The organism is Treponema parvum, from assembly GCF_017893945.1.
GTDB lineage: Bacteria > Spirochaetota > Spirochaetia > Treponematales > Treponemataceae > Treponema_D > Treponema_D parvum_A.
In genome coordinates this window covers 447,395-464,298 of the sequence record NZ_CP054257.1, presented here as the reverse complement: position 1 = coordinate 464,298, position 16,904 = coordinate 447,395, and the positions used below count along the sequence as shown (strand labels likewise).

The following is a 16,904-nucleotide window of genomic DNA, read 5'->3' as shown; positions in this document are numbered from 1 at the left end:
TTTAAGATTCCTTTACGGATCCGGGATTTTTGCTGACGGAATCAAGCATGGCGTTTATAAATTTATATGAATCGTCGGTGCCGAATTCCTTTGCGATGCCGACCGCTTCATCCATAACGATGGTAGGTGGAATGTCGTTTTGAAACAGCAATGAATATACGCTCATGCGCAATATGGCAAGCGCAACGCGGTCCAAGCGCGAAAAATCCCAATTTTTGGAAAGATTGGCCTTAATGCGCTTATCTATCTCTTCAATGTGTTCAAGAGTTCCCGCTATAATAAAGGCTGCAAAAGTTTTGGTACTTTCATCTATGCCGGATTTGCCCTGTGCTTCAGCCCATGAAAAGGACATAAGAGAATCTTTAGGTATTCCGCCTACGTCCCATGAATAAAGCGCCTGAAAAGCGAGGACGCGCCCTTTTCGCCTCGACACCTAGTTTTTTCCTTCCCATGCGAGCAATTTGTCAAGCGAAGGGCCCGCCTTTTTCCACTCCACGTTTTCATCCGTATTAAGAGAAGCCGAAATATCCTGCGCGGCTTTCAACATGAACTGGCTTTGTTTTTGCTGCGTAAGATTTTGTTTAATATAATCATAAACCGTTACGGTTGTTCCCGGCTGAACGACGTCGCTCAGTTCAAGCATTTTAGCCGGAAATTTTTCCTGAATCACATAGAATTGAAAATCTTTATCCGTTTCTGTTATGTCGGAAACGTAACCGGGATCTCTTGAAAAAAGCGTAAGCAGATCGTTATAAGAAAGCCCCAACTGATGGGCGTGCTGCTGGGTTTTGCTTACGGTCAGTTCTCCCGCCTGAAAACCCGAATTTTCGATTCTCGATCTGACTGAAAGCTGATCCAAAGTTTGAGTTTTATTCTTATAATCGTTTAAAAGCTCTTCCGCCTTGTTTTTTGCGGCGGCGCTGTCCTGCCCTTTCGGCACCATGGCCAAAAACATCCTGAGAATATCGCTTTGCACAAAGGTGGCCTTATTCATTTCATAAAAAGAACGGATTTCCTTATCCGTAGGCATTACGGACTGAAGTTCGTCGCGTTTTTGGCTTAAAATATAGCGCTGCACTATGAGCTGCGTCTTAAGATGGGCCTTGTAGCCGGCAAGCGTAAGGCCGAACTGCCTTTCAAAAAAATCGTCCAAAGAAAGATTTTCCTGCTTGCGGATAAAATCGGCAAACTGCTGCTCCGTCACCGCCTGCCCCAACTGTTGTGAAATATACTGCAAAAAAGACTGATCTACCTGACTGTCCGTAACGGTGACATTAGCTTTTTGAGCCGCTTGCAGAATAAGTTTTTCATTTACAAGCGCTTCAAGCACCGATCTTCTTTGCTCCACATCAAGAACCTTGTTGTTCTGCTTTTGATAAATTTCGACACGGTTTCTGAGTTCTTTTAAAGTGACGGTCTCATTCTTATTCAATTTTACAACGGCAAGTACCTGCAGATCCGACTGAGCGGCAAGCCCCGCAAGAGTCATCAAAACAAGAACAACGCCAGCAGCAATGCGTTTCATAGCAAGCTCCCTTTATTCATAAATTTCAATGTTACCTCTAAAAACTTCAGTTTTTAGAGGTTCCCAATTTTATATAATCTCCCGGGAATTTTTCCGGCTGCGGGAAAATAACGCCGCAGTAAACTTCAATTTTTAAGACATCGGCGGCTTCTTTAAGAAGAGAACGCACGACCATTTTAAATTAAACATTTTTTTTTCATATTTGTTACAATTTTTTTACGGCGCAGAATCTTCGATTACGGCGCGAATACGGCGCACTCCGGCGGAAGACGACTGCTCTTTTACGATTTTAAACCGGCCTATCTGGCCTGTGTGCTGTACGTGGGGGCCTCCGCAAACTTCCTTGCTGAAATTTCCTATAGAATAAACTTTTACCTGACTGTCGTACTTTTCACCGAAAAGCGCCCTCGCCCCGGATTTTTTTGCGTCTTCAAGATCCATCACTTCCATGGTTACGGGAAGATCCTCTTTAATCTTTTCGTTTACGATGTCTTCAACTCTTTTAATTTCTTCCTGCGTCATCGGCCGCGGCTGAGTAAAGTCGAATCTCATACGTTCCGCCGTAATATTCGAGCCCTTTTGAGCGATGTGATTGCCTAAAACTTCGACAAGCGCCTGCTGCAAAAGATGCGTAGCCGTGTGATATTTGGTAGTGATCTCGCTGTGATCGGCAAGGCCGCCCTTAAAGGTTCCGGCGCTCAAAGTGCGGCTTTCTTCCTGATGCTTTTTCTCTTCCGCCTTGAACGCTTCAATATCTACCGTCATTCCGTTTTCAGATGCCAACTCTTCCGTAAGCTCAATCGGAAAGCCGAAAGTGTCGTACAGGCGGAAAGCCACCCTGCCCGGTATGATCTTTTTAGGATTTTTTTGAAGGTTCGGCAGAAGTTTTGCAAATTCGGCTTCACCCTTTTTTAAAGTCGAAAGGAATTTATTTTCTTCGGCGGTAAGCTCGTCGAAAATGAATTTTTGGCGGCCTTCAAATTCGGGATAGGCGCCTATGTACTCTTCAATAATGATCTTTGCTGGCTTTGAAAGAAAAATTCCGTCAAGGCCGAGTTTGCGTCCATGGCGCACGGCGCGGCGGATTATGCGGCGCAAGATATATCCGGCTCCCACATTGCTCGGCGTAACGGCTTTAGGATCTCCCAATATGAACGTCGCAGTGCGTATGTGATCGGCGATTATGCGCATGGAAACGTCTACCTGCTCGTCGCTTCCGTATTTTTTCCCCGTCAATTCTTCAATACAGTTTATGACGGGAACAAAGACATCTATTTCATAGACTGTCTTCATTCCGTTAAGCATGGCTACGGTGCGCTCTATGCCCATGCCGGTATCGACGCATTTGCGCGTAAGAGGAAGGAATTTTCCTTCAGCGTCTTTATTGTACTGCATAAAGACGTTGTTCCAAATTTCAACATATCTGCCGCTATTATCGCCGGGACGGCATTCCGGGCCGCAGCCGGGCTTTTCGGTATCGTAAAAAATTTCAGTATCGGGTCCGCACGGGCCTGTTGCTCCCGCAGGGCCCCACCAGTTGTCTTCCCGCGGCAAAAAATAAATGCGCTCCCGCGGAATGCCGAGACTTTCCCAAATAGCGGCGGATTCTTCGTCGCGCGGGATTCCTTCTTCGCCTTCAAAAACCGTAACGGAAAGTTTTTTAGGATCTATGCCTAAATACTCCGGCGAAGTTAAAAACTCATAGCTGAAACCTATCGATTCTTTTTTAAAATAATCGCCGAGCGACCAATTTCCGAGCATTTCAAAAAAAGTTAAGTGGGCGGCGTCTCCTACGGAGTCGATGTCGCCTGTGCGCACGCATTTTTGATAGTCCGTAAGGCGCTTTCCCTGAGGGTGATCTTCGCCCATAAGATACGGTACGAGCGGCTGCATACCGGCCGTGGTAAACAGGACAGTAGGATCGTTTTCGGGTAACAGTGATTTTCCGCTTATTTCTGCATGACCTTTGCTTTTAAAAAATGATATATATTTAGTTCGTAATTCATTTACAGTCATAGAATTTATACTATATGACAGAAAGCGACAATGTCAAGCATCGGAAGCGGCATGCGGCGCCTCGCAGCGGGCGCAAAGCGCGAAAGTCACTGCGCAACACAGCAAAAAAACTGAACTCCTGGCAGCGTTCCGCCTTTTTTTATACTGCGGCAATTTTTATTTACGCGCAGTCTGAGCCGCATTCCTTGAAAGCGTTAAAGGCGCCGTTTTAAGCGGCACGGGATTTTTTAAAGAAAGAGAAATCGCATGCATTATAATCGTGTTCCTGTCCGTAACCGCCGTAGGAACTCCCGCCCTGCGAGACGGAGCGACTTGAGGAACAACTTCTTTATAAGAAAGTCGGTAAGCCGATTTAAGAAAAGATCTTTCACCTAAAGGACGGAACATGATAACGGGCGCGCCGTCTATTTCTAATATGGAAAATTTTCCGCTTTCGCTTGACGAATCTCCTGAAGCGGTATATGTGTCTTCAGAAAAAGAAAATTTAGTGCCGTCGGCTGAATACCAGTCGTCGCCTGAGGTAAGGTCTTTTATAAAATCCTGAGACCTTGCCGCTCTTGTTCCGAAAGAAGCCTTTGCGTCCGCTTTTTTATAATTGCCGTCCCACAGATTAATTTCATTTATAGTCATACCCAAGTCTTCCTGTATTCTTAGCCGGATCTCGTCGGCTGCGACAAGGGTTATATAATAGCGCCTGTGAAGGCTTGATATGGACAGATTTTCCGTCGAAAGATAAATTCCCGAGCTGCTTAAATAGCTTTCAAACCATGTGTACACTTCTTCCGTATCGTTGTGCTGAAGTATTATCTCCGAACTTTCAGGATCAAAAAACAAATACCTTATGCCGTTTCCGTCGTCGGAGGTCTTATACCACACGCCCTTAAGATAATTGGCGAAGGTTTTTACAGTTCCGTCCCTAATTTTTGCAAGTTCGTTCGCGGCTATGCGGCTGTCGCTTAACCGTATGCGCTCCGTCTGTACGAATTTATTCTGCTTCGCTTTCCATTCGTATTTTATCTGAAACTGCTCGTGTCCGTCGCCGGCGGACTCGGGATCCGAACCGTATACTATTATAGGAAAAGGCTCGGCGTTAACCTGGGAAAGTTCGTAAGCCTGATCGCGCGGCTGCTGCTGGACAAAGATACTTCCGTCGGAGCGAAAATCACCGATGTTTTCCAGAACGGCGCTCCTATTTCTGCCTTTGCGTATGCGATATATCTGCAAAACGGAAATCCCGTCATCCGTCACCCCCTGATAAACAAGAACGGGGCGGTGATCTCCCAAAACGTCTATGCCCGCATAAGAAAAAGAATGTACTTGCGTTATCGGAGTTTCCAATTCCGCCGTACGCTCGTAAGCGCCCGTACCCGGATTGTACAAACCTACGAGCAAATACAAATACGGATTTGTAAGTTTTTGTACAAGATTGATCTGATCGTCGCGCATGTCGTTGTCCAGATCAAGAGTTAAAATGCTCACGAGAGTTTCGTCGGAATTAAGAGGAATAAAAGACGTCAGTCCTCCGTCGCTCGCCGCCAAAGGGTTTTCTTCCGCTGATTCCGATCTGGCGGCTCCGGCAAACGGCGTAACTATTTTCGGCTGAGGAGGGGCTGAGTTTTTGGAAGAAGCGCTCCCGTATATTATAAAGAAAATCGTCGTGCAAGCAGCGAAAATCACAAAAAAAACAAAAACGGCGCGGTTTTTCATACTACGGCATAGTGTATAGAATAGGTTTTTGATTGGCAATAGCAGACAACAGTTCGCGTTGCCTCACACAGTGCAAGCTGATTTCTTAGCGCAAACCGCTTCTATATAGCGCGATAGCGCGCAAAAACCTTTATCCGTGTAAAACCTTCGCATCTCCAAAGGCATAAAAGCCTTAAGCTATATTTGAACTTAAAACAATATTGTAATTAATTGTATTTATTTAAAAGCCGTAGTATAATAATCTAAATTGAACGTCCGAAATAACCCCGTCCAATTTAAACTATCATCTGTGCGCAAAGTGCGCACGAACGCGGTATTTTTAGGAGGCTGACATGGCTAAATATGTATGCAATCTTTGTGCCTATGAGTACAATCCGGAGGAAGGCGACCCTGCGGCGAATATTCCGCCGGGAACGAAATGGGAAGATCTTCCGGACTCTTGGGTGTGTCCGATATGCGGTGCGGGAAAAGAAGAATTTACCGTAGAAGAGTGATCCGTATTTGATTGGGAGAATATAAAAAGCGTCGGCTGAATGGGCAACGCTAAAGCATGTAAAGAAAACGCCGAAGCGTTTTTATTTTATAGGAGAAAAAAATGACTTCAAAAAAGTTTTTTATATGTAAACACTGCGGAAACATCATCGGTATGATCGAATCCTCCGGAGTTCCAGTCGTCTGCTGCGGCGAAAAAATGACGGAAATTGTCCCGAACACTACGGATGCCTCGCAAGAAAAACACGTGCCGGACGTAACAGTTTCAGGAAACACTGTTACCGTAAAGGTCGGTTCCATAGCGCATCCTATGACTCAAGAACACTCTATCTCTTGGGTGTATGTGGAAACTGCGCAGGGCGGGCAGCGCAAAAAAATCAGTCCCGGCGACATGCCTGAAGTAGTCTTCGCCTTAACGGAAAAAGACAAACCTGTCGCCGCGTACGCTTATTGCAATCTGCACGGCCTTTGGAAAAAAGAACTGTAAGCTCCTTTTACAGTTCAATCCGGCCGTAAAATGCGCGCTTATTCCGCATAATTTATAAAACCTGCGGAATAAGCGCGGCACCGCTATCACGCAACGGAATAAATCCTCACGTCCGGATCTGCCGACCACAGCGGCTTAAGTCCTACAAAAACGTCGTTTTTAAACATATCGCTTGAAAGATATGCTTGCGCGTTTTCCACGCTGTCAAAACCGTGTAAAACCTGTACGTCGTCGTCTCTGATAAGCAAGTCCTTTGAAAGGGCGCCCTTAATCGTTTTAAGAAAGGGATCCCTGTAGTCGGTATAAACCTTTGCGGCGGCCGCGCAGTTTGAATTCCCTATTTTCATTGTGATCTCAAGATAAGCGTTAACTTTCATTCGTTAAACCTCCAAAAATATATTTTCCCTGCGGGATGATTATATAATACAGCGACCGCTTTTGAAAAAGAAGATATAATTAAATTTATTAGCTACTAATAAATTTAATAGTAACTTGTCTTAACAATTGTTAAAGATTATACTCGAAACATGTATAAGAAAAAACTTGAAGACGACATACGATGCCCGCTGGAATACGGCATGGAAGTTTTCGGAGGAAAATGGAATTCCAGAATTATCTGCGTGCTGTCCGCAAAAAAAGTTCTTCGCTACGGCGAACTGAGAAGCCAACTGACGGATATAACGGACGCGGTGCTCTCCGCAAGCCTAAAGGAACTGCTTAAAAACAATATCATAGAGCGCGAACAATACAATGAAATTCCGCCGCATGTGGAATATCATTTAAGCGAACGCGGTAAATCCGTCGTTCCGATTCTACGCTCAATATGCAGATGGGCGGGACTTTTTCACAAAGCGCAAAACGATAAATCCTTGCCTCAATGTAAAAAATGCGACTACAACGGTTTTAATAATTGACGCCGCTAAATAAGCGCGATCGCAGCTTTCGGCAAAGCCGTTTACGCATCAGCCCGGATAAGGTAAAATAATTTACTATAAGATGCAAATAGCTGCGGCCGAATATTCTGACGTGCGGAGGAATAATGACATACATACATCGCTATAAAACGCCTGAAGGCTTTTCCGACTTACTGATGAACAGCGACGGCGAAGTTCTTACGGGATTATGGTTTGAAAATTCACAGGACGCTTCCAAACATGTCTTAAACTGCGAAGAAAAAGAGCTTAAGATTTTTAAAGACGCTTGCCGCTGGCTGGACGTCTATTTTTCAGGCAGGCAGCCTGATTTTACGCCGGAATATAAAATAAAAAATCTTACACCTTTTAGAAAAGAAGTCATAGATGAAATGCTTAAAATTCCCTTCGGCGCCGTTGTTTCCTACGGTTCTATCGCGGAAACCCTTGCCCGAAAACACGGCAAGGCAAAAATGTCCGCACAGGCCGTTGGAGGAGCGGTGGGATGGAATCCTTTGTGCATAATAGTGCCGTGCCATCGCGTCGTAGGGGTGAACATGAATTTAACGGGCTACGGAGGCGGCATACAAAATAAAATTTCACTGCTTTCGCTTGAAGGAAACGATATGACGAAGTTTTCCTTGCCTAAAAAATAAACGGAACAAAGACCGATCGCACGAATGCCTCTCTTAATTTAATTCCTGCAAATTTCATATTCTTGACACTGGCGTTTTATATTTATATCCTTTATAAATATTATTTTACTAAAAGGTGATCTTTATGGCTGTTGATGAGAAACTTGCGACAGTGCGCCACAGTTGCGCTCACGTTATGGCGGAAGCCGTTTTACATTTATTTCCTGGAACAAAATACGCGATAGGGCCGGCAATCGACACGGGCTTTTATTACGACTTCGCTTTTCCCAAAGACGTTAAGTTTTCCGAAGCGGATTTTCCTGCAATAGAAAAAGAAATGCGCCGCATCATCGCAGGCAACCATGATTTTATACGCACGGAAGTGACGAAAGACGAGGCTTTAAAATTATTTAAGGATCAGGAATACAAGGTTGAAATAATTAACGACTTGCCCGCAGAAGAAAAGATCACTACATATCGGCAAGACGATTTTCTCGATCTGTGCCGCGGTCCCCACGTAGCGAACACAAAAGAAATAAACGCACAGGGATTTAAACTTTTGAAAACGGCGGGAGCATATTGGCGCGGAGATTCCGAACGTCCCATGCTTACCCGCATCTATGCGCTGTGCTTTGCGAAACCCAACGATCTTAAAGAGCATCTTAAAATGCTGGAAGAAGCTGAAAAACGGGATCACCGCAAACTGGGCGTCGAGATGGATCTTTTTCACATAGATCCCGAAGATCCCGGGCAGGTTTTCTGGCACCCTGCCGGCTGGACAATGTATGTTGCGCTGCAGGATTACATGCGCAAAAAAGTTTTGGAAGACGGATATAAGGAAGTAAACACTCCCGCCGTAATGCCGCGCACTTTGTGGGAAAAAAGCGGCCACTGGGGACACTATCAAAAAAACATGTTCATCACCGAAAGCGAAAAGCGGATGTTCGCCATAAAACCGATGAACTGTCCCGGCGCACTTGAAATTTTCAACACCAGAACCCGTTCCTATAAAGACTTGCCCATGCGCTTGGCCGAATTCGGGCACTGCGTTAGAAACGAACCTAGCGGAACGCTGCACGGGATTATGCGGGTAAGGGCTTTTGTTCAAGACGACGCGCATATCCTGTGTACAGACGATCAAATAAGCGACGAAGTTTCCAAATTCTGCAGGCTTTTAAAATCGGTTTATAAGGATTTCGGTTTCGATAAGAATCTCATCGTTAAATTCAGCACTATGCCGGACGATCACGTAGGCGATCTGGCTACATGGGAACGCGCGGAAAAAGCCCTTGCCGAAGCCTGCAAAAAAGCGGAACTCGAATATGAAATACAGCCCAAAGAAGGAGCTTTTTACGGGCCCAAGCTTGAATTTACACTGGTCGACGCGCTGGGCCGTCAATGGCAGTGCGGCACTATACAGGTGGATTATCAGCTGCCTTCTTCCGAGCGGCTCAACGCCGAATACACGGGCGCGGACAATCAAAAACACAACCCCGTTATGCTGCATAGAGCGGTCTTAGGATCGCTGGAACGCTTTCTCGGCATTTTAATCGAAAATTTTGCCGGAGCCATGCCGGTTTGGCTGCACTTTGAACAGGCCGCAGTAGTTCCGGTAGGCAAAGACTTTAACGAATACGCGCAAAAAGTCAACAACGCTTTGATGGCGGCCGGAGTGCGATCAAACGCATACCTTGACGACGACAACATGAAAAATAAGATTCGCCTGATAAGCATGCAAAACAGAACTCCTTACATACTTGTCGTCGGCGAAAAAGAAAAGGCTGAAAATTCGGTAACCGTAAGGTTCCGCCACAGCTCCGGATTGCCGCAAAGAACGTTCGGCCTTGAAGAATTTATAGCCTACGTGCGCAACAAAATAGACACTCATTCTTTAAATAGCTGATCCTGGACTATTTAAGTTCTACGGATTTTATGAGATCACAGCCAGACTTACGGTTACGGCCGGACATGAGGCTAAGGCAGCGCTGCAGCCTGGCCGGATTTGCAACTGCGGGCGCGCTGCCGTCCGGCCGCTTTGTGATCTGAGCGCTTAAAACGCTCAAGGATATTCTGCAGGGCAATACCTTCGCGCCGCTTGCAGATTCCCTTCGAATCTGCGGCGAGATTGTTGATTAAAACAAAAGCCTTGCACTCACTCTTATCATCATAGCGTCAAGCCCCCGTCCGCTCATCAGCGATCCGAGCGGAAAATAAATACGCATTGCAAGCCCCGCCTGAAGCCTTTCGGATATTTTGTAATTCCAAGCGCCCGTCAGTTCGGGAAACAAAAATCGCATATCCGACATGAGCCAGCCGTTTATTTTTTCGACGTCGCTTTTTGCATCGCCCGAAACCCCGGGATCGGAAGATTTTACACCGTTTGAGAGAAGGCCGTATCTGGCAAGAAAAGCAAGTCCGGCTCCCGCTTCGAAGCTGTAATCTTTGCCCGTTTCGATGTTGTAAACGGCCGGAAGGTCTATCAAAAATGAAAGGACAGTCGCAGTCCTGTTTTCGACTTCCGCGGGCAATGCATTTTTCCCGTCCCACAGGTAATAATTGGTAAAAAATGATATTTCAGGCGCAAATGAAATTTTTTGATCGGTAAAGAGTTTTATTCCCATACCGCACGAAAAGGCAATAGGAGAAGGAGCGCTTTTTGCACGGCTTTCGGTATTTACGGTCATTATAGGCCCCATATCGAAAATCCAAAAATATTTTCGCCTTTGACCTTCTGCCTCCTTGGCGGAAAAATTTTGCGGAGTTTGAAATTCCACGGCGGGTTCCGTTTTCGGCGCAGCTGTATCGTCCGCTGCCTGACAAAAGGCTGATGCGCTTAACAGCAAAAGTAAAAATATCGCATTTATTTTCATTTTGTCTCCCATAATTCTTTGCAGCGTTCGATTTTCGAAAATGCCGCTCGGTCTAGCCGTACGCCGTTCGCTGCGCTCACTAACGAGTTTACGCTGCAAACTCGCGGTCAAATGCCGCACTCGTGCGATTTTTTTTAATCTGAGCGGCGCAATTTTTTGTATAAAACCGCGTCAAGATCCACCGAAATAAATCCGCTTCTTCCTGTCTTGTAAAACGACGTTTCTTCCCACGACACGTAAAGCCTTGTCCCCGACAGGGCAAAGTATGAATATATAAAACCTTCGGGAAGTTTCGGAAGCCTAAAAGCCGCAGTTTTTCCGTCGGCAAGCACGGGACGGGAATAGCACGCACCGGAAAAATATGACGTCCCGTCCGCAAAAACGGCCAGCGCCCATGTGTCCGCGATCACGGCTTTAGCTTCAAGCAGGAAACCGGTAAAGTCCTTTTCCTTTAGTGAAGCGAATAAGGAAGAATATGATCCTCCTGCATAAAAACACTCAACCGTAAAAGGAATGTCGCCGGGAATGGAAGAAACGAGTTTCCTTAGCCTGGCCGGAGCGGTAGAAAGGTCTTTTATTTCCTTTGAATTCCTGAATTCGTCCGCAGAAGAATCTTCTATAAAGAGAGCCGTCTTTACGGTTTCAGGCGATACGGACAAAAGCGGCGCCTCCGTTTTGATTTTCACATATGAAAAAATATTTTTTTCATTTTCGGTTTTCTTTACGGAACACAAAAATCTTTCTCCGTTCCAAGTAAAATCCGTAATCTGGGCACCGGCTTCTAACTGAAGATCTTCGTAATTTATCAGCGGAAAAAATATCCCGGAATCGGGAGCATAATGAACGATAAACGGCCTCGGCGGAAGGCCGGAGAGATCCGTCGAATCCTTGATACTTTGTTTAGCAGCCTTTTCGTTAAAAAAGACACTTTTAAAAACCGAAAAAAGCGGAGCGTTGTCTTCAAAAAAAAGATTCGACGCAGTATTTTCGCTAAATAAGCTTCGGTCGGTATGAAATTCTATATTGCCGCCTCTGAACGTTAAAACGCCGAGCCTGTTTACAAGAGCGTATCCCAAAGGAATCTTATTATCAAGTTTATCGCTCTCACAGCCTGCCGCAGAAATTCTTATGCTTTCCGTCCACGGTTTTTCAGGGACCTGAGGCGCATGCTTAGGCAGATCGATTTTTTCAAAACCCGTAACGGACAGAGCGTACCAAGAATGTGTGCTCTCGGCAATTTCACGAGCGGCCCTCCCGTTCGACAGGTTAGCGAGGTCGAGCGGAGTGCTTTTTTTAGCGCACGAAACACAGAGGAAAAACATAAGGCATAACGGCGAGGCTATCAATATTTTTAAGAGAAAAGCCGCAAATTTTGAGCTCACAAATCTTATAGGAAAAAGAGATCTTACACGACAAAAAACAAACATATTTTCTATTTTCCACTGTACAACGGAAGAGCACATAATTCAAGTTTCAAATTTCCACCTGCCAAATTTCCGCCGGTTGAAACGGAAAGAACCGCAACCAGATCGCCGCATAAAAAACGGCTTTTATTTTCCGCCTTTTTAATTATCGTCAAAAAATTCATTTTCTGAAATTCGGCGTTTTCCGGAATATACGGCGATAAAAGCTCTCTTATTCCGCCTAAGGATGCAACAACCTCGTCATCACCGGAAATATTCAAGCAAAGGGGCAAATTCAATTTGCGGATGTTAAAGGATCTTTGCGCGATCGATCGGAGTACAACATCCTTGTCGAGATTCCACGGATTGTAATACGTCGGCCGTTTTCCAAGCGGAAGGCCTTCTGTTATTGAATCATTTATCTTTGCCAAGTTTTCAGCCTCTTTTGCCGAAAGGGTTTCTTTTAACCTCCGCCAGTTAAAGGTTGAAGCGTATTCGGCGGTTTGACGGCGGTCTTTTGTGCCTGCATATAAAGAAGCTAAAATATTTGCAGCAAAACCTTCACGCCACGACAAACGCTCGGCATTTTGCGGATAAATACAGCCGGCAGGGTAAAAAAACAACGCATTGCCGTTTTTGTGTCTCGTTACGGGATAAGACAGAACGGAAGCCGGAAAATTTTCAGGCAGCCGTATTTTTACGGATCTTTCATTTTTATCCGCATAAAATGAAAAATATTTTTCCGCCGTTTGACATTCTATAAGCCAGCATTCCAATTCGGGATATGAAATATCTGAAACGGAAGAGCCGCCGTCTTCGGAAATGTAAGGCGGCCATGACGGCAAAGCGAGCTCTATCGAAGTTTCCCCGCAAAAAAAATAAGCTTCGTTTCCAAGCGAACATCCCTGTAAAAACAAAAAAACAAGACAGCACGATAGGCCGTAAAAAAAAACGGAGCGCAAACACATATCATTTAAATTGAAAAGAATTAGACTTTTCTGCAACGCTCACGAACGCTTGATTCGTACGGAGTTCGACATCCTCAGCCGCTTCAAGCTTCACATCGAATCTGCGGCGAGATTGTCGATCGCCTTAAACGAATTTTTTAATCTCTTCGCCCGCAAGAAAATCGCAGATTTCGTTGTATTTTATGCCCGCATGTCCTTTTACCCAATTCCAGTTCAAATTCAAACGTGAAGCAAGAACGTCGAGCGTAATCCACAGATCCTGATTTTTGACAGGCTGTTTATTGGACGTTTTCCAGTTATTTTTTTTCCAAGCGGTAATCCATTGAGTAATCCCGTTTTTAACATACTGACTGTCGGTACAGACCGTGATCTTTCGCGAAGTCCATGAAGAATTTTGTCCGATCAGAACGAAGGCTTGTATTACGGCCGTAAGTTCCATTCTGTTATTTGTCGTAAGTTTTTCACCGCCGCTTTTACGGATCTCTCGTCCGTCCGCAAGAACGACGCAGCCCCAACCGCCGGGGCCGGGATTTCCGGAACATCCGCCGTCGGTATAAACAAAAATTTCAGACGATTCGCTATTTTCACTCATATTTTAAAATCCGACGAACGGAGCTTCCGTAATTTTTGTAAAATAGCGGGTTCTTTTGATTCCGGCGCCCTTTTTTGGAATCCCGCCAAGGATAAAAAGTTTTTTCAGTCTCCGCCTGCCGCTTTGCGATCGACAAAGACATAAAGCTCAAACCCGCCACAGCCACAAGGACCAATAAGTCTGCCATTTTGCCAACCCTTTTGCAATTATTTTTAAAACTTCGACAGGGTGTTTTTCCGTTTTTAATCGAAGCGCATTTTATTATATAACAAAATACGGCTATCGACAAATAAAATAATTGTTTTTATATAAATTCGATCGACGGTATTAAATCGGTATCGGCGCTTACAAGAAATATTACATCGGTATTACCGTGTGTTCTGCTCTAACGAGTAGTACAACTCCGACATAGGTACACTTCTTTATCCCGCTTTATCCATTCATTGATTACGATCAATTATGGATCCTCCATCAGTTAAATATGGAGCAAAATATACGCACCTGTGTTTTCTCAACGGGTTCTTCATTCTCTCATGCAATAGTCTGATAGACTCAACTCCCATCTCCTTACTGTCAAAGCATACAGATACAATTGAAGGCTCCAACCATTTGACGGCATCATCACCATTAATAGACACCAACGAGTAGTCTTTTCCGTTGTGTAACCCCTTCTTTTCCAATGCCTTCCTTATTCCAATAGCAAGCGGATCAGTACCAGTAAATATTGCATCAGGAATCTCTCCGCCCGAAGCAAGATAATCATTCATGGCATTATAACCCGCATTTGAACCAAATCCATCACACTCAATGTTCCCCTTGAACTTCATCTCCGGATATTGCCTTATATAACCGATAACGCTGGTAATTTTATGATACATAAAAGGAATATCCGCGGTATCCCTGCCGTCAACAAATAAAACCGACATATTACCCTTAATTCTAAGTGCATCCAAGCAAAGCATTACACAGGTCTCTACATCATACGTGACTGTATCATGGGCATTTGGGGGAAATCCAAGCTTACCTACGAATGCTACATTATCTGTCTTTATAAAGGAAAGAATCCTCTCCACATCATTTTTCTTGTGATTTCCAATCAGGATAGCACCATCCACATCATACACTTCCTTATTCAAAAGTGACAATGAAATATAGCTCAACCTATCATCATTCAATGCAGCCTCTTCCTCAATACCGTTCCTTATAGAAAAATAATATGCATTATCAACCTTTTCATGAAAATGTTTATCCTTGTGTACAACAAGAATTTTTTTGGGAGAAGGAAGTGATTCCATGTTTTTGTAACCGAGCCTTAGAGCCGTCTTGTATATTTCTCTGCCCCTTTTAGTTGCTACCACACCTCTATGTCCCTTTGAAAGATATCTGGAAACAGTTGCCGGCGAAACACCGGATTCTCTGGCAATGTCATTGATTGTTACCATTGAAAAACTCTCCTGCTATTCAATATAACCCAATAGCTCTGGTTTATCAAACTCAAACATATCAACACCAATACTTTTTGCATATTCAATCAAATTCATGTCACGGAGAATAGCACCGGAGACATATATTCCGTTTTTTTGCATGTATTCGACATCACCCCTTCTCATATTCCACACGTAACTAAGATAAATAAATGCATCATATTCGTTCAGCAATGCAATACTATCAGCAGGAACAACAGGAGAAATAAGACCTATATCGAAAAGAGGATTTATTGACTTAAGCTTCTTGAGTGCTCTCCAGTCAACACTAAAAGCCTCAACATGGGAATACATATCATACTGCCTTACAACATCATCAAGAATAGGCATTAGCTTCAGGTTCTGCTCTCCATTTATACAATTATAGCTTTTAATTTCTAAAGCAAAATAAACCTTGTTTTTCTTTCCCCATTCCATTACTTCCATAAATGTAGGTGGTGCAAAGGTATCCTTCAGTTCTTGATAGATGTGATCCTGAACATAACCATCAAGACCGGTCTTTTCCTTAACTTCTATATCATGAAAAACTATTGGAATATTGTCCTTAGTGAGCTGTATGTCTATCTCAAGATAATCAGCTCCTTGTCGTATACCCTCTTCCATTGCCTTTATAGAGTTTTCAGGCCACTGACACTCACAGCCCCTATGTCCTCCTATTAGAGGCCTGGTACTACCTGATGCTCTATGTTTTTCTAATAATTCACGCATCTTTACTGCATCCAAAATTTACTATATTGTTACCGTCTGATAAAAGAAATACGTTATACCTGCTGCCAAACCCAATATAACCCTCCCGACCGGTTTTTATTCTTTCCCCGATAGCTTGGTACATCCCTTTATCTATCACAGAAACACGAATTTCATTATCTACGTCAACATAACCGTAAACTAGAAGCTCCTTTCCAAGATTTTCAACATTTCTAAGTTCCATTCTGATGGGAGTTTTAGTGGTCTTATCAAGAGAAAATGATATCTGGTGAGATCTAACCCCAAGCTTTATATCTGCCTCATTTGGGTGAGAATAAAGAATAACCGAAGACTCAAATGATATGTCGCCAATTTTTATCTTTGAACCATCTAGTTTTGCTTTTATGAAATTCATAGGAGGATTTCCCATGAAATTAGCAACAAATAGATTTACTGGTTTCTCATAGAGATTATCCGGTGTATCAAACTGCTGAGTCCTACCACAATCAAGAATCGCAATTCTATCGGCAAGAGCCATTGCCTCTTCTTGATCATGAGTTACGATGATTGAGGTAATGCCAAGCTTCTGATGAATATCCTTAATTACTTCTCTTATCTCTATCTTTAATCTTGCATCAAGATTGCTCATCGGCTCATCAAGAAGCAGAACGTGCGGTTCTTTGACTATAGCACGACACAATGCGACTCTTTGTTGTTGACCTCCAGAAAGCTCATGGGGCTTACGCCCTAAAAGATGCTCAATCTGAAGAACCTTTGCAACCTCTGTAGCTTTCTTATATCTAGTTTCTTTGCAAACCTTCTTCTGCTTCAATGGGAAAGCGATATTCTCCAATACTGATAGATGCGGATAAAGAGCATAGCTCTGGAAAACCATTCCGATATTCCTATCTCTAGGCTCAAGATGAGTTACATCCTGACCATTGAAGAGAATCTCCCCTGAGGTTGGATCCATAAGGCCTGATATGCAATTCAAAGTTGTAGACTTCCCACACCCAGAAGGTCCTAGAAGAGCAATGAACTCACCATCCTCAATCTTTAAACTGAAGTTGTCTAATGCAATTACATCGTGGTTGAATTCTTTTCTGAGGTTTTTTATTTCAATCATA

General features: G+C 44.0%; 18 protein-coding genes. 5 read left to right on the top strand and 13 right to left on the bottom strand.

Annotated features, from left to right (window positions below; translation table 11 throughout):
* Position 1: 1 nt before the first annotated feature.
* The 4 genes from nusB to HRI96_RS02125 all read right to left on the bottom strand — a co-directional run bounded on the left by nusB (position 2) and on the right by HRI96_RS02125 (position 5,248).
* On the bottom strand, positions 2 to 433 hold the full coding sequence (nusB, locus tag HRI96_RS02140; protein WP_210117891.1) for a transcription antitermination factor NusB: 432 nt from the start codon (positions 431 to 433) through the stop codon (positions 2 to 4).
* Positions 434 to 1,525 carry an MOSP complex formation periplasmic protein, TDE1658 family gene (locus HRI96_RS02135; RefSeq protein WP_210117890.1) on the bottom strand — a complete coding sequence of 364 codons (1,092 nt, stop codon included), beginning with the start codon at positions 1,523 to 1,525 and terminating at the stop codon, positions 434 to 436. It lies immediately after the preceding gene.
* Between the two features lie 216 nt (positions 1,526 to 1,741).
* Positions 1,742 to 3,541, bottom strand: a complete 1,800-nt coding sequence (locus HRI96_RS02130) for an alanine--tRNA ligase (RefSeq protein ID WP_210117889.1) — start codon at positions 3,539 to 3,541, stop codon at positions 1,742 to 1,744.
* Positions 3,542 to 3,697: 156 nt separating this feature from the next.
* Complete coding sequence (locus tag HRI96_RS02125; RefSeq protein ID WP_210117888.1) at positions 3,698 to 5,248, bottom strand: pallilysin-related adhesin; 1,551 nt, start codon at positions 5,246 to 5,248, stop codon at positions 3,698 to 3,700.
* Positions 5,249 to 5,580: 332 nt separating this feature from the next.
* Here HRI96_RS02125 and HRI96_RS02120 point away from each other — a divergent pair, with 332 nt between their 5' ends.
* Both HRI96_RS02120 and HRI96_RS02115 read left to right on the top strand, forming a co-directional pair.
* Positions 5,581 to 5,742 (top strand): rubredoxin, encoded by a 162-nt coding sequence (locus HRI96_RS02120; RefSeq protein ID WP_210117887.1) that lies wholly within the window; start codon positions 5,581 to 5,583, stop codon positions 5,740 to 5,742.
* Between the two features lie 101 nt (positions 5,743 to 5,843).
* Positions 5,844 to 6,227: a desulfoferrodoxin family protein gene (locus tag HRI96_RS02115; protein WP_210117886.1), complete on the top strand. Its 384-nt coding sequence runs from the start codon at positions 5,844 to 5,846 to the stop codon at positions 6,225 to 6,227.
* Between the two features lie 86 nt (positions 6,228 to 6,313).
* Here the strand turns inward: HRI96_RS02115 and HRI96_RS02110 are convergent, their stop codons facing one another.
* Positions 6,314 to 6,604, bottom strand: coding sequence for a hypothetical protein (locus tag HRI96_RS02110; protein WP_210117885.1), 291 nt, complete (start codon positions 6,602 to 6,604; stop codon positions 6,314 to 6,316).
* Positions 6,605 to 6,754: 150 nt separating this feature from the next.
* On the opposite strand from HRI96_RS02110, the gene HRI96_RS02105 reads away from it, so the two are divergent.
* The 3 genes from HRI96_RS02105 (at position 6,755) to thrS (ending at position 9,676) form a co-directional block, all read left to right on the top strand.
* The gene (locus tag HRI96_RS02105) at positions 6,755 to 7,141 is read left to right on the top strand and encodes a winged helix-turn-helix transcriptional regulator (RefSeq protein WP_210117884.1); all 387 of its coding nucleotides are present in this window, start codon (positions 6,755 to 6,757) and stop codon (positions 7,139 to 7,141) included.
* Positions 7,142 to 7,266: 125 nt separating this feature from the next.
* Complete coding sequence (locus HRI96_RS02100) at positions 7,267 to 7,794, top strand: methylated-DNA--[protein]-cysteine S-methyltransferase (RefSeq protein ID WP_210117883.1); 528 nt, start codon at positions 7,267 to 7,269, stop codon at positions 7,792 to 7,794.
* Positions 7,795 to 7,918: 124 nt separating this feature from the next.
* Entirely contained in the window at positions 7,919 to 9,676 is a 1,758-nt protein-coding gene (thrS, locus tag HRI96_RS02095) for a threonine--tRNA ligase (protein WP_210117882.1), read from the top strand.
* Between the two features lie 229 nt (positions 9,677 to 9,905).
* Here thrS and HRI96_RS02090 read toward each other — a convergent pair whose 3' ends face one another.
* From HRI96_RS02090 to HRI96_RS02055, 8 genes are all read right to left on the bottom strand, one after another.
* On the bottom strand, positions 9,906 to 10,643 hold the full coding sequence (locus HRI96_RS02090; RefSeq protein WP_210117881.1) for a hypothetical protein: 738 nt from the start codon (positions 10,641 to 10,643) through the stop codon (positions 9,906 to 9,908).
* Positions 10,644 to 10,777: 134 nt separating this feature from the next.
* On the bottom strand, positions 10,778 to 11,965 hold the full coding sequence (locus HRI96_RS02085; RefSeq protein WP_210117880.1) for a DUF8086 family protein: 1,188 nt from the start codon (positions 11,963 to 11,965) through the stop codon (positions 10,778 to 10,780).
* Positions 11,966 to 12,075: 110 nt separating this feature from the next.
* A complete protein-coding gene (locus tag HRI96_RS02080) occupies positions 12,076 to 12,963 on the bottom strand; it encodes a hypothetical protein (RefSeq protein ID WP_210117879.1) in 888 nt (295 codons plus the stop codon).
* 175 nt (positions 12,964 to 13,138) lie between these two features.
* Positions 13,139 to 13,606, bottom strand: coding sequence for a ribonuclease HI (gene rnhA / locus HRI96_RS02075; protein ID WP_210117878.1), 468 nt, complete (start codon positions 13,604 to 13,606; stop codon positions 13,139 to 13,141).
* Positions 13,599 to 13,793 (bottom strand): hypothetical protein, encoded by a 195-nt coding sequence (locus tag HRI96_RS02070; RefSeq protein WP_210117877.1) that lies wholly within the window; start codon positions 13,791 to 13,793, stop codon positions 13,599 to 13,601. Before HRI96_RS02070 ends, rnhA begins: the two co-directional genes overlap by 8 nt.
* Positions 13,794 to 14,046: 253 nt before the next feature.
* The gene (locus tag HRI96_RS02065; protein WP_210117876.1) at positions 14,047 to 15,048 is read right to left on the bottom strand and encodes a substrate-binding domain-containing protein; all 1,002 of its coding nucleotides are present in this window, start codon (positions 15,046 to 15,048) and stop codon (positions 14,047 to 14,049) included.
* A 15-nt stretch (positions 15,049 to 15,063) separates the two neighbouring features.
* Positions 15,064 to 15,813: a glycerophosphodiester phosphodiesterase gene (locus HRI96_RS02060; protein WP_210117875.1), complete on the bottom strand. Its 750-nt coding sequence runs from the start codon at positions 15,811 to 15,813 to the stop codon at positions 15,064 to 15,066.
* Complete coding sequence (locus HRI96_RS02055; protein ID WP_210117874.1) at positions 15,791 to 16,903, bottom strand: ABC transporter ATP-binding protein; 1,113 nt, start codon at positions 16,901 to 16,903, stop codon at positions 15,791 to 15,793. Before HRI96_RS02055 ends, HRI96_RS02060 begins: the two co-directional genes overlap by 23 nt.
* Between the last annotated feature and the right edge of the window lies 1 nt (position 16,904).